This window comes from Bradyrhizobium sp. CCBAU 45321 (genome assembly GCF_028128975.1).
Taxonomy (GTDB): domain Bacteria; phylum Pseudomonadota; class Alphaproteobacteria; order Rhizobiales; family Xanthobacteraceae; genus Bradyrhizobium; species Bradyrhizobium yuanmingense.
The window spans coordinates 1-12493 of record NZ_LFKZ01000013.1 but is presented as its reverse complement, the minus strand read 5'-3'; the positions used below and the strand labels follow the sequence as shown (position 1 = coordinate 12493).

General features: G+C 59.0%; 10 protein-coding genes and 3 pseudogenes. 10 read left to right on the top strand and 3 right to left on the bottom strand.

The window, feature by feature from the left end:
- Positions 1-431: 431 nt before the first annotated feature.
- Positions 432-845 (bottom strand): ArsC/Spx/MgsR family protein, encoded by a 414-nt coding sequence (locus ACM43_RS01555; protein WP_036032000.1) that lies wholly within the window; start codon positions 843-845, stop codon positions 432-434.
- A gap of 569 nt (positions 846-1414) precedes the next feature.
- On the opposite strand from ACM43_RS01555, the gene nifH reads away from it, so the two are divergent.
- The 7 genes and pseudogenes from nifH to ACM43_RS01520 all read left to right on the top strand — a co-directional run bounded on the left by nifH (position 1415) and on the right by ACM43_RS01520 (position 9275).
- Complete coding sequence (gene nifH / locus ACM43_RS01550; protein ID WP_027571409.1) at positions 1415-2299, top strand: nitrogenase iron protein; 885 nt, start codon at positions 1415-1417, stop codon at positions 2297-2299.
- 148 nt (positions 2300-2447) lie between these two features.
- The gene (locus ACM43_RS01545) at positions 2448-3239 is read left to right on the top strand and encodes a nitrogen fixation protein NifQ (protein ID WP_271537638.1); all 792 of its coding nucleotides are present in this window, start codon (positions 2448-2450) and stop codon (positions 3237-3239) included.
- Positions 3240-3503: 264 nt separating this feature from the next.
- Positions 3504-4710: pseudogene (gene nifV, locus ACM43_RS01540) on the top strand (homocitrate synthase).
- Positions 4711-5185: 475 nt separating this feature from the next.
- Positions 5186-5527 carry a nitrogenase stabilizing/protective protein NifW gene (gene nifW / locus ACM43_RS01535; RefSeq protein ID WP_036031998.1) on the top strand — a complete coding sequence of 114 codons (342 nt, stop codon included), beginning with the start codon at positions 5186-5188 and terminating at the stop codon, positions 5525-5527.
- 984 nt (positions 5528-6511) lie between these two features.
- Positions 6512-7621 carry an electron transfer flavoprotein subunit alpha/FixB family protein gene (locus ACM43_RS01530; protein WP_074448543.1) on the top strand — a complete coding sequence of 370 codons (1110 nt, stop codon included), beginning with the start codon at positions 6512-6514 and terminating at the stop codon, positions 7619-7621.
- A gap of 11 nt (positions 7622-7632) precedes the next feature.
- Positions 7633-8940, top strand: a complete 1308-nt coding sequence (locus tag ACM43_RS01525; RefSeq protein WP_036014868.1) for an FAD-dependent oxidoreductase — start codon at positions 7633-7635, stop codon at positions 8938-8940.
- A 38-nt stretch (positions 8941-8978) separates the two neighbouring features.
- On the top strand, positions 8979-9275 hold the full coding sequence (locus tag ACM43_RS01520) for a ferredoxin family protein (RefSeq protein ID WP_036014950.1): 297 nt from the start codon (positions 8979-8981) through the stop codon (positions 9273-9275).
- 238 nt (positions 9276-9513) lie between these two features.
- Here ACM43_RS01520 and ACM43_RS01515 read toward each other — a convergent pair.
- Both ACM43_RS01515 and ACM43_RS01510 read right to left on the bottom strand, forming a co-directional pair.
- Positions 9514-9998 (bottom strand): annotated as a pseudogene (locus ACM43_RS01515) (carboxymuconolactone decarboxylase family protein).
- A 6-nt stretch (positions 9999-10004) separates the two neighbouring features.
- Complete coding sequence (locus ACM43_RS01510) at positions 10005-10559, bottom strand: peroxiredoxin (RefSeq protein WP_036031991.1); 555 nt, start codon at positions 10557-10559, stop codon at positions 10005-10007.
- 158 nt (positions 10560-10717) lie between these two features.
- Between ACM43_RS01510 and tnpA the strand changes: the two genes are divergently transcribed.
- The 3 genes and pseudogenes from tnpA to tnpC all read left to right on the top strand — a co-directional run.
- Positions 10718-11119 (top strand): IS66-like element accessory protein TnpA, encoded by a 402-nt coding sequence (tnpA, locus tag ACM43_RS01505; protein ID WP_271537633.1) that lies wholly within the window; start codon positions 10718-10720, stop codon positions 11117-11119.
- Complete coding sequence (gene tnpB / locus ACM43_RS01500) at positions 11116-11463, top strand: IS66 family insertion sequence element accessory protein TnpB (protein ID WP_074448545.1); 348 nt, start codon at positions 11116-11118, stop codon at positions 11461-11463. Before tnpA ends, tnpB begins: the two co-directional genes overlap by 4 nt.
- A gap of 93 nt (positions 11464-11556) precedes the next feature.
- A pseudogene (tnpC, locus tag ACM43_RS01495) lies at positions 11557-12313 on the top strand (IS66 family transposase); the annotation flags it as partial.
- Positions 12314-12493 lie beyond the last annotated feature (180 nt).

The window sequence follows — 12493 nt, the reverse complement described above, 5'->3', positions numbered from 1 at the left end:
GATCTCTGTCACACATGAGGAACGGAGTAGTATTTGATACCAATCAAAATCGAAGCGACGGTTAGCACAATTGTCCCGCTAAGTTGCATTAGGATCACGGCCGCGAAACGTGTTCTGTTCTGATCGTGTTTCAACCTAGTAGTCAATCTAAACAAATCCTTTGAAGAATCTGCCTCTCGGCGTGGCGCTCCGATTCAATGCGGGCGGCGGAGGTCGCGCGTGATAAAGGTAGCAAATGCGGCTACGTCTCTCACACGTTACAAAGCGGCAAGCGCGGCATTCCAGTGCAATACCGGCGATGCCCCGCTACGAGCAATCACTCGCTCGGGCCGTCTCGGCGGAGGTTTCCGCGGTTACTTTGCGTGAAGCAAGCCAAAAGTGAAGAATGCCATTTTGCCTCGCTTTATGGCTGGCAGAGACGCTCAGCGTCTTCACGTCTGCCGGCAGGGCGTGCGGTGTGCTTCGTGCAAGCATACCTCGAGATTATCTTGCGTCTTGCCGCCAAGCAGCGACAGCACTGGCTCACGATCGAGTCCGGCACTTCGTGTCCCGTCTACGTCGACCAGCGGTCGCCGTATCAGGAGCGGATCCCCTACCATCAATGCGAGTGCGCTTGCCGCGTCGATAGAATCGGGATTGACTTCGCCTGACTTGATACGGGGCGCGGCTCGGTTGAACCAGGAGTTAACGGGCATATTGCGGAAGAAGCTGCGCAATTCGTCCGCGTGCCATGGCTGCTTCAAGATGTCTTGCACCACCACGTGGTGGCCGGCGGACTTGAGCGCTTGAATCTGACGCGCGTTATTGGCGCAGCCGGGCTTCTGATAAACGATGATTGTCGTCACGGCATACCTATGTATGGATGCTGAGCTGAATGTGTGGCAAGCCGCTGCCGCGAGCCCATTCGAAGTTCTTGCCGGTCAACTCCGATATCTGCGCACCAAGCGCCGTATCGCATTTGCAACACTCGCCGCTGGTCCGCCAGGTTTCGAGCCCGTCCGGCATATTCATTCTCCCGAAATCGCTCGGCCTGTGAGAGGAACAGCAAGTTCCGTTCCACAACTGGAGAGATCGGAATAGATCCCGTGATTCCGGCTTTTGGCGTTGATGTTTGTGGTTGTTTGTTTGTTTTCCGACAGCCGCGCAGATCCCGTCACATCCAAAATAACCAACGATCACGCGCCGGCTGGTTGGCCTTTGTAAGCATAATCAGAGGCTTAATGTATGGAGTCAGGCGCTGGCACGGCTGTTGCTAATGAGCTGCAGCAACACTGAGTGAGGGCTGAGTGCACGCCGACGCCGAAGGCGAGCGATGCGCTCCTTCCCTTGAACCCGTGTGCCCTCGCTTCTGTGAGAGAACCAAGCTCGCACAAGAAGCGCGTAACTTTTGGCAAATTGGTTGATGGAGAGCAACATGTCTTCACTAAGACAAATCGCGTTCTACGGCAAAGGCGGCATCGGCAAGTCCACCACTTCGCAGAACACGCTGGCGGCGCTAGCCGAGATGGGCCAGAAAATCCTGATTGTAGGGTGCGATCCGAAGGCGGACTCGACCCGCCTGATTCTGCACGCGAAGGCGCAAGACACGATTTTGAGCCTTGCCGCGAGCGCAGGCAGCGTGGAGGACCTAGAACTCGAGGACGTAATGAAGGTCGGCTACAAGGACATTCGTTGCGTGGAGTCCGGTGGTCCCGAGCCGGGTGTCGGCTGTGCCGGCCGCGGTGTCATCACCTCGATCAATTTTCTGGAAGAGAACGGCGCCTACGAGAACATCGACTATGTTTCGTACGACGTGCTTGGCGACGTCGTTTGCGGCGGCTTTGCGATGCCAATCCGCGAGAACAAGGCGCAGGAAATCTATATCGTGATGTCCGGTGAGATGATGGCGATGTATGCCGCGAACAACATTTCCAAGGGCATCCTGAAATACGCGAACTCTGGCGGAGTGCGGCTGGGCGGTCTGATCTGCAACGAGCGGCAGACCGACAAGGAGCTGGAACTGGCGGAAGCGTTGGCCAAGAAGCTAGGCACTCAGCTGATCTACTTCGTGCCACGCGACAACGTGGTGCAGCATGCCGAGTTGCGCCGCATGACGGTGCTAGAATATGCACCCGATTCCAAGCAGGCCGATCACTATCGCAATCTTGCGACCAAGGTTCACAATAATGGCGGCAAAGGCATCATCCCGACCCCGATCTCCATGGATGAGCTCGAGGACATGCTGATGGAGCATGGCATTATGAAGCCCGTGGACGAATCCATCATCGGCAAGACTGCCGCTGAACTCGCGGCCTCGTAAAGGTCGCGAGTCGCGGCCTTGTAAAGGCGCGCGACGGATGCCGGTCTCCCTCACGGCCCATGCCGGGAGGCCGGCAATCTGACGAGCGACCCTGATCAAAACCAGGATGCGGCACGCAAACCTGACCATTGTGGAGACCCGCAAAATTATGTCCGAAGCGCACTTCCTTCCGTCGCTGGCTGCTTGTGCCGTTGATATCAACAGCCAGATGCACAGGGGAATTGCAACCTACCGCATGCTCACCGGTGTGTCTCCTGCAGATGCCGATATTACCATTGACAGCAATCTCGATCGCCATGTCCTGGCGTCTATCCTGGCGGCTGCCACAATGGATGGTGGCTCCCTTACCGAGAAGGCGGGCCTGTCCGGCCTTGAACTGGTGGCCTTGCTGGAGCAGTACTTTCCCACGCTTGAGATTAACCTCGCGAAGCAGCTTTCGGCCTTCAAGTGCGAAGAGGACGACGAGATCGCAATGCTGCGCGATCTCTTGCTCAAGCAACGATCGACGGAAGGGGATATCGGCCACTGGCTGGCTGCGATGATCGCGCGCCGCGCCATTGAGCCGGGCCATCTGTGGGAAGCTCTCGGCTTGCGCAATCGCGGCGAACTCTCTCGGCTGCTGAGCCGTCATTTCGCGCCGCTCGCCGCGCGCAATTTCAACAATATGCGCTGGAAGCGCTTCTTCTACCGCATGCTTTGTGAGAATGAAGGCCTCGTGATGTGCACAACACCCGTGTGCAATCAATGTCACGACTTCAACATCTGCTTCGGTGAAGAAAGCGGTGAGAGCCGGATGGCCGAGCGCCGGCCCGATTTTCTGTTGCAGGCGGCTCGGCCGGTGGTTGCCGGCCACCGGCCATCTGAAGTGCCACAAGGGGCCGCTATCGCCCAGTCATCCGAGAAGGCCTCGCCGGATTTGGTAAGCCGCGCGCGACGTTGAGAGCGCGGCTGATGCCGTTTCCATGCCAGCGAGTGACCATGTGTTCAAGGCCGCGGCGGCCCCCAAGTGCTCCGCAACAATCTCACATCCTGGCGAGCCGCAATTGCTAACGTTCCAACAGGCAATGCGTCCGCGTCATGACCTGTCGCATTTGCGACAATCATTTGCTCAAGAAGGTCGAGGGCGGAAGCGGTAGAGTCGTCAATGGGTTGGCCGGGACGGCAGGCTGGCATGCTGGTTGCTGAAGCGTAGGTAGGTCAAAGAATGAGGAGCTCTCGCGTGATCGCCGCCAGCACCGCCGCCAAATCGTCTTGGTCCGACCAGGTGCGCGCGAGGCCCACCGTGCTCAACGACACGACATTGCGCGACGGCGAGCAGGCACCTGGCGTTGCGTTCACCACAGAGGAAAAGCTGGGGATCGCGCAGGCGCTGGCGCGGGCCGGAGTCACGGAGATCGAGGCGGGAACGCCGGCGATGGGCAACGAGGAGATCGCCGCCATCCGCGCCATTGTCGAAGCAGATCCTCCGCTGACCACCATAGGCTGGTGCCGGATGCGGGAATCTGATGTCGACGCGGCGATCGAAGCAAAGGTGTCCATGATCAACATGTCGATCCCGACCTCCGATGTCCAGATCGCGGCCAAGCTAGGTGGTCATCGCGACATGGCGCTAGAACGGGTGAAGCGAGTGGTAGGCTATGCCTGTGAGCGCGGACTTGAGATCGCCGTCGGTGGTGAGGACTCCTCCCGCGCCGACATTGATTTTCTCATTAGACTGATGGCGACTGCAAAAGCCGCGGGCGCGCGTCGCTTTCGTATTGCAGATACGCTCAGTATGCTCGATCCCGACGCAACCTACGCGCTGGTCGGAAATTTGCGTGCGACTACTGATCTCGAACTCGAATTTCACGGTCACGATGATCTAGGACTCGCAACCGCGAACACGCTCTCCGCCATCAGGGCTGGCGCGAGCCACGCCTCAGTGACCGTCATCGGGCTGGGCGAGCGGGCCGGAAATGCACCGCTCGAGGAAATCGCGGTCGCACTCAAGCAGCTCTACGGGCGCGAGACCGGCATCATACTCCCGGAGCTCGAGAACGTCGCCACGGTGGTAGCAGCCGCGGCCGCACGTGCGATTCCTATGAACAAGGCGATCGTCGGACAGCATGTATTTACGCACGAATCCGGGATTCATGTCGCTGGCCTTTTGAAGGATCAGTGCACCTATCAATCGCTTGATCCCGCTTTGCTTGGCCGCTGCAACCGCTTTGTGTTCGGCAAGCATTCCGGACTTGCGGCGATCACCGCGTTACTCGATGAACTGCAGCTCGTCGCCAGCGACGATCAAGCCAGGCAGATCCTGTCGCAAGTCCGCAAATATGCCATCGAGCACAAGCTGCCGGTCGAGCGCGAAACCGTGGCGGCGATTCTGGCGCGACGTGTGCGGATGCTTGGCAACCTACCCCGCGTGAAAAGCCGTGTCCAGCAACGTTTGCGTCGACTCTTCGCAAACCGACGCGCTGCAAGGACAGTGTCCGATGTCGCTGATGGCGCGAGCGGCGTCCAGCTTTCGCACGTCAGATCCCCTTGCGCGATCTCACCTCCAGATCTTACTTCCCGTTCCGCCATACAAGCTGTGATCTCCTACCCAACGACGCGCCGTCCCCGGACCGCCAATCGGCATCTTCTCGCGCGGCTGATTTGCAGTCCGACGACCTCCTGACGAGCGTCAACCTAGATCGTGGTTTGGCCATTGATCCCGGATCTTCATCGGGACTGGCTTCGTCACCGGCGGACCTGCCGATCTGGGCAGCGAAGTTGAGACCGCCGCTTTCGGGACTCAGGCTGTGGCGATGCGGACCAGCTGTGCGAGGCAGGACGGCAGAAGTCAACAGGCGCCACCCCATCTCATTGACCGTCCAGAGCTAAGCCGAAGGAGAATTTTCGATGATCAGCTCACCCACGCCAGCCGGTATCCTGGATCGGCTCAGCAAGGCCTCGTCGGCAGAGGATTTTTTCTCGCTGCTTGGCGTCGATTACGACCCCAAGATCGTAAATGTCGCACGCCTTCACATCTTAAAGCGCATGGGACAATATTTTACCGAAGAGCAATTTACTGGCGCCGAAGAGCCGGAAATCAGAGCGAGGTGCAAGGCGATGCTGGAGCAAGCCTATGCAGATTTTGTGGCATCGTCACCGATCGATCAGCGAGTGTTCAAGGTTTTGAAGGATGCCGTCGCGGACCGTAAGAAGGCCGGGGCCTTTGTCCCGTCGAGCGAGTTGAAGTGATTTAGCGTTTCACTGTAAAGCGAATTACGACCGGCCGGCGCCGAGGCAATCCGATATTGGGGCCATCTCTTTGTGCTCAACTATCTGCAGCCATCACCGGAGCGGCGGCTGTCGTATTCCCGACCCATGTCTGGACTGGTCGTGTCGACGGTATCAGGGGTTGTTTGAATTGTGTCGCAGGCCATTACTTCCGACTGGCTTTCAATGGTCTTTGCAACTGGTACGACACTTGCTGTTGTCCTGCCAGCGGTGCCGACAGATGGCAGTCGACCGCGATGAGTTTGAAGGAGGACCTATGATGCTGTTTTTACTACCTGCTGAGACCTGCGCTACCATTTCGAGGCGCATAATCGCGTTAGCTCCCCTCGAAACCGGTTTTGACGCGATCAAAGCTCCGTAACGTCGGTGAGATGCTGGTCAATGGATAAGTCTTCGCTTCGCGTTACTCCTGCACTCCGTATGCACAACATCATCTGCATCAAATCGGTCGCCGATCCCGCTCAGATTTGTGCCCATCTCATGGCGGATGGGAACGGTGCCACGAAGAGCGCCAGGTTCGGCCCATACGGAGTGCTTTCGTTTGATGGCCGGGATGGATTGCGTGACAGAAGTGTTGCCAGGATCGCCCTCGTTTGCACCGCCAATGTGGAGTCGTTGGGCCGAACTGGGTCGCAGGTACTGCGCAGCGTACGAACTCGCCCACTCAGGCGCCGAAGCGATCGGTTAGAATCACCACAGCGCCCTGGCGAGCCGCGGTGGCGCTCGTCGAACCCGACGGGTAACGGTCGAGTTTGGAAGACCTCTGCAAATCCAGCCGGACGGGTGCGTCTATTGCGACGACCTGTGTTGTTGTGCGGCCGGTCCGAACACGCAGGCGGGGCAGAGCAGCCAGCCACTTGCTAACCGAAAGTGATCTTCAGTTGACGAAGCGAAAAAGCAACCCGTGGCGCCGGCGCCCCTATCGTTGAGGAGGAATTTGAAACTATGAGCAACGTCAGCAGAACGGCCATGCCAGCGGCTGCCGGCCGCGCAGCAGCCAAAAAAGAGCTGCCGGAGCGCTTTAAGTCGTACAAGCACGTCTGGGTCTTCGTCGAGCTTGAGCGTGGTCAGGTGCATCCCGTTTCCTGGGAGCTTATGGGTGCAGGGCGCGGCCTTGCCGACAGGCTAAAAGTGAATCTTGCCGCTGTGGTTATCGGTCCGGAGGGGCAGCACACACGTAACGCCGCGCTTGAAGCCTTTTGCTATGGCGCCGATCTGGCCTATCTCGTGAGCGACAATGTTTTGTCGGATTACCGTAACGAATCCTATACCAAGGCGCTAACCGAACTCGTCAACACGTACAAGCCCGAGATCCTGCTGTTGGGTGCGACGACGCTCGGTCGCGATCTCGCAGGTTCTGTGGCCACGACCCTGTCGACGGGGCTCACTGCCGACTGCACCGCGCTGGACGTGGACGCCGATGGTTCGCTTGCGGCGACGCGTCCGACCTTTGGCGGCTCGCTGCTCTGCACGATCTACACGCTAAATTATCGTCCGCAGATGGCCACCGTCCGCCCGCGGGTCATGCCGATGCCTGAGCGTGTCGACCGCGATGCCGCTCGTATCGTCGTTCATCCGCTCGGCCTTTTCGAAGACGATATCGTCACAAAAGTATTGTCATTTCTGCCCGACCGCGATGCACAAACGTCCAATCTGGCCTATGCCGATGTCGTGGTTGCGGGCGGCCTAGGGCTAGGATCGCCTGAGAACTTTCGGTTGGTGCGCGAGCTCGCAAATCTGCTTGGCGCCGAATATGGCTGCTCGCGTCCTCTCGTGCAAAAAGGGTGGGTTACGTCTGACCGGCAGATCGGCCAGACAGGCAAAACCATCCGGCCGAAGCTCTATATTGCCGCGGGCATTTCCGGTGCGATCCAGCACCGGGTTGGCGTCGAGGGCGCGGATCTGATCGTCGCTATCAATACTGACAAGAACGCTCCGATCTTCGACTTCGCCCATCTCGCGATCGTCAGTGATGCCATTCAATTGCTACCTACGCTGACGGCTGCATTCCGCGCGCGGCTTTTGCCAGAGTCGCGCGCCCGGATCGCGGTCTAGAGGAGATGAGGATGATTGAAGAGAAATTCGATGCGATCGTGGTCGGAGCCGGTATGGCCGGAAATGCGGCGGCATTGACGATGGCCAAACGCGGCATGAAGGTGCTGCAGCTCGAGCGGGGCGAATATCCCGGATCGAAGAATGTGCAGGGCGCCATCCTATATGCCGATATGATGGAAAAGCTGATCCCCGAGTTTCGAGAGGAGGCGCCGCTCGAACGCCACCTGATCGAACAGCGGTTCTGGATGATGGACGACCGCTCCCATGTCGGCATGCACTACCGTTCGGAGGACTTCAACGAGGAGCGGCCGAACCGCTATACGATCATACGCGCTCAGTTTGACAAATGGTTTTCTTCCAAGGTGCGTGAAGCTGGTGCGATCGTGCTGTGCGAGACCACCGTCACCGAGCTCGTACGGGACGATCGTGAAAGGATCGTCGGTGTTCGTACAGATCGCAGAGACGGCGAAATACATGCCGACGTCGTCGTCCTGGCCGAAGGGGTCAATGGCCTGCTCGGCACACGTGCAGGCCTACGCGCGCGCCCGACAGCCGACAACGTTGCGCTCGCGGTTAAGGAAATGCATTTCCTGCCTCGCGAGACTATCGAGGCGCGCTTCAATCTCAGGGGCGATGAAGGCGTCGTGATCGAGGCGGCCGGCACCATTTCTCGTGGCATGACCGGGATGGGTTTCATCTACGCCAATAAAGAGTGCATTTCGCTTGGCATCGGTTGTCTTGTCGCCGACTTCCAGCGCACTGGCCAAACGCCGTACGGACTGCTCGATCAATTCAAGAGGCATCCCTCTGTGGCGCCCCTGTTAGCAGGGTCCGAAGTCAAGGAATATTCGGCGCATCTCATCCCTGAAGGCGGTTACAAGTCGATCCCGCAGCTTTTTGGGGAAGGCTGGGTCGTAGTGGGCGATGCAGCCCAACTAAACAATGCCATTCATCGTGAGGGCTCCAATCTCGCGATGACCTCCGGCCGTATCGCCGCGGAAGCGATCGGTCTGGTTAAATCACGCGGCGAACCGATGAGTGCAACAAATCTGTCAATTTACAAGAAGATGCTGGACGATTCGTTCGTCATCAAAGATCTGAAGAAGTACAAGGATTTGCCGCCCCTAATGCATACTCACTCCCAGAACTTCTTTCTCACCTATCCGCAGCTCATCTCCAAGGCGATGCAGAACTTTGTGCGCGTCGATGGTACGCCCAAGGCTGAAAAGGAGAAAGCTAGCCTGAAATCCTTTGTCAAGGCGCGGTCATGGTCAGGTCTGTTTGGGGATGCTTGTCGTCTTGCGCGGGCTTGGCGCTGACCGCAACAGTGTGAAGTCCAACAATGGAAGGCTAAAGCATGAGTTCCGAACCCGCGGTGCGCGTCGAAGACAAGCTGTATTACAACCGCTATCTTGTCGACGTCGGAAACCCTCACGTCAAGGTCCGTGCGCACACAACGCCATCGCCGCAGCTACTTTCACTTTTGAAAGTCTGCCCCGCGCGGTGCTACGAGCTCAACGACGGCGGCCAGGTCGAGGTAGCGGTGGACGGCTGCATCGAGTGCGGTACCTGTCGCGTTATCGCTGAGCCGACCGGGGACATCCAATGGAGCCATCCGCGCGGCGGGTATGGTGTGCTGTTCAAGTTTGGGTGATGGTGAACGAAGGCCGCCGGGCGACCGAGGCGAGGCGTGGGAACTCATCCTATCCGTGGCGCATTGCGTGTCATATGCGGGACGGCGGGAATTCGACCACGACGCTCTTCATGAGGACGCTGCGCAACATGACTTGCCGACGTGACCCGTCGTGCAGCTCGTACGAGAGCCGCAAAGGCCTCGTTGTGGTGCCACTGCGTGGCGCCCCAACTGCGTTGATCGAATGGCAGAGTAGAAATCAGCCTCTCGCCTGAGCGGGGGCGGACCCAGCGGCCTCGATAGCGACCGCCACTGACTGCGTGATCGCAGCAAAACGCACGGCGGTGTGTATCTCTCTGGAATCAACGCCCGCGGCCCTCAGTGTCTTCTCATGGGCATCAATGCAGACACCGCAACCATTTATGACGGACACAGCAAGCGACCACAGCTCGAAATCTGTCTTGTCCACCCCGTGATTGCCGATCACGTCCATACGTAGCCGTGGCGGCATCGCCTTGTATTCCGGGTCGGAAACAAGGTGAGCGAAGCGGTAGTAGACGTTGTTCATCGCCTCCACAGTGGCGGCGGCTTTCGCTGCGGCGATCTCTACAGAGGTCATCACGGCGCCAGCAGCAGCCCGTATTTTCTCTGCAGCGAAAACGTCTCATCGGTCACCACGGAGATCACGTTAAGCCGGACATCCTTCGCGAAATCGGGAATCCTTATTTGTTCGATCCACGACATGCTGGCTCAAGCAACTTTCAAGGTTTCGCCGCCGATTTCGCGGTTGCAGGGACAGAGCTCGCCGGTTTGCAGCGCGTCCAGAACGCGGAGCGTGTCCTTAGGACTGCGCCCCACGCTGAGATTGGTCGCATAAACGTGCTGGATCGTATTTTGGGGGTCAACAATGAAGGTGCAACGATAGGCGACCCCTTCGGGTGAACGCACGCCAAGGCCATCGACGAGCGTTCCCTTTGTATCGGCAAACTGCCAGATTGGTAGATTGTGCAGGTCGACATGCGAACGCCGCCAAGCAAGCTTGCAGAACTCGTTGTCAGTCGAACCACCCAGTACAACCGCATCCCGGTCAGCGAATTCCTTGGAAAGGCTGGCAAATTCAGCGATCTCTGTCGGACAGACGAATGTAAAGTCCTTGGGGTAAAAGAAGATGATCTTCCATTTTTCCGAAAAGCTCGTTTCGGTCAGCGTCTCAAATGCACTCTGCCCCTCTTCTTCGTGCGCTTGAAAACCGGGCTTCACGCCTGTGATGTCGAATGGCGGCAACTGACTTCCAATTCCGAGCATGCTGTCCTCACAAACTTCGTTTTGTAGATCGTGACCTCACTGGTGGAGCAAACTATATGCCACCCGTTCTTAGGTAAGCCTCCGGTGGAGGCCGCCTTCCCGGATCGGGTTCGAGCGTGAGATGGTTTGCTCATTAATTGGCAAGCAAATGAGCAAACGTGACGACGGTTACGGTTCTGTCCGGTCCAGAGCGGCGACGGCGGTGGACGAGTGCCGAGAAGCTTCGGATCGTGGAGGAAAGTCTGGCGCCTGGTGCCAGTGTTGTCGAGGTTGCTCGGCGACATGACGTTCACCGCAATCTGGTTACGGCTTGGCGGCGGCAGGCTCGCAGGGGCGTCCTCGCTTGCGGGCCTGAGCCGATGCCGCGACAGGATGGCGAAGTCGGTTTTGCGGCAGTCTCCATTGCGCCAGACCTGCAACCGTTGACGGCGCCCTCCGGAAGCTGCGGTGCGATCGAGATTGAGTTCGCGGCCGGGGCTCGGATGCGGATCAAGGGCGCGGTTGACGCGGCGACGCTGAGCGCAGTCGTGGCGGCGCTGACTGATGGACGGCCACGATGATCCCGTTGCCTGCCGGCGTGCGGGTGTGGCTCGCGACCGGCCATACCGACATGCGGAAGGGCTTTCCGTCGCTTGCGTTGCAGGTTCAGGAGATCCTGCATCGCGACCCGCTTGGCGGCCACCTGTTTTGCTTCCGCGGTCGCCGGGGCAATCTTTTGAAGGTCATCTGGCATGACGGCCAGGGCGCCTGTCTGTTCACGAAGCGCCTGGAGCGAGGGCGCTTCATCTGGCCGAGCCCGGCGGAAGGTGTGGTGACGATCTCGTCGGCGCAGCTCGGCTATCTCTTGTCCGGGATCGACTGGCGGCACCCACGAGAGACGTGGCGGCCGACATCGGTGGGATGAGGCTTTGGGCTTGCGGATCGTGATGGATGTGATTCCATCATCATCGTGACCACATTTGAATCGCTCCCCACCGATCTTGCCGCCGCGCATGCGATGATCCTCGCGGAGCGCGCCGCGCGTCTTCAAGCGGAAGCGGTCGCGGCGAGCGCCAAAGCGGAAGCCTGCCGACGCGAAGGCGGCCGAGGCCCTGATCAGTTATCTCAAGCTCGAGATCGAGAAGCTGCGTCGCCAGATTTATGGCAGCCGCTCGGAGCGCAAGGCACGGTTCCTAGAGCAGATGGAGCTTGAGCTCGAAGAATTGGAAGCCACCGCAACCGAAGACGAACTGGCGGCCGAGAGGGCGGCGGCCAAGACACAGACCGTCAGATCTTTCGAGCGCAAGCGGCCGTCGCGCCAACCGTTCCCCGACCATTTGCCGCGCGAGCGTGTCGTAGTCGCCGCACCGCAGAGCTGCCCTTGCTGCGGCTCATCGAAGCTATCAAAGCTGGGCGAAGACATCACCGAGACGCTGGAGGTCGTTCCCCGGCAGTGGAAGGTGATCCAGACGGTTCGCGAGAAGTTCTCGTGCCGGAACTGCGAGACGATCACCCAGCCGCCAGCGCCCTTCCACGTGACGCCGCGCGGCTTTGCCGGGCCGAACCTGCTGGCAATGATCCTGCTCGAGAAGTTTGGCCAGCATCAGCCCTTGAACCGACAGAGCGAGCGCTACGCCCGGGAGGGTATCGTTCTGAGCCTGTCGACACTGGCTGACCAGGTCGGCGCCTGTGCGGCGGCCCTGCAGCCGCTTTATGGGCTGATCGAGCGTCACGTCCTCTCCGCCGAGCGACTGCATGGCGATGACAGTGTGCTGCAGAAGCACACGGAAAGGATGATCGAGATGATCTGAAAATCTGTGTGCACAAGCTGTGGCAGCGATGAGGGTAGGCCCCTCGGGATCGACTTTCAGGAGTAGGTCCCAAATCACTTCAAGCGGCTTCGCTTAAGAGGCGCGGTCGTGAGCGTTGAAGCCAACGGTCGGGAATACCCGAAC

Coding starts and splice junctions, on each gene's coding strand:
- ACM43_RS01520 (WP_036014950.1), top strand. CDS start 8,979: ATGAGTTCCGAACCCGCGGTGCGCGTCGAAGACAAGCTGTATTACAAC.
- tnpB (WP_074448545.1), top strand. CDS start 11,116: ATGATCCCGTTGCCTGCCGGCGTGCGGGTGTGGCTCGCGACCGGCCAT.
- ACM43_RS01525 (WP_036014868.1), top strand. CDS start 7,633: ATGATTGAAGAGAAATTCGATGCGATCGTGGTCGGAGCCGGTATGGCC.
- ACM43_RS01530 (WP_074448543.1), top strand. CDS start 6,512: ATGAGCAACGTCAGCAGAACGGCCATGCCAGCGGCTGCCGGCCGCGCA.
- nifH (WP_027571409.1), top strand. CDS start 1,415: ATGTCTTCACTAAGACAAATCGCGTTCTACGGCAAAGGCGGCATCGGC.
- nifW (WP_036031998.1), top strand. CDS start 5,186: ATGATCAGCTCACCCACGCCAGCCGGTATCCTGGATCGGCTCAGCAAG.
- ACM43_RS01545 (WP_271537638.1), top strand. CDS start 2,448: ATGTCCGAAGCGCACTTCCTTCCGTCGCTGGCTGCTTGTGCCGTTGAT.
- ACM43_RS01510 (WP_036031991.1), bottom strand. CDS start 10,559: ATGCTCGGAATTGGAAGTCAGTTGCCGCCATTCGACATCACAGGCGTG.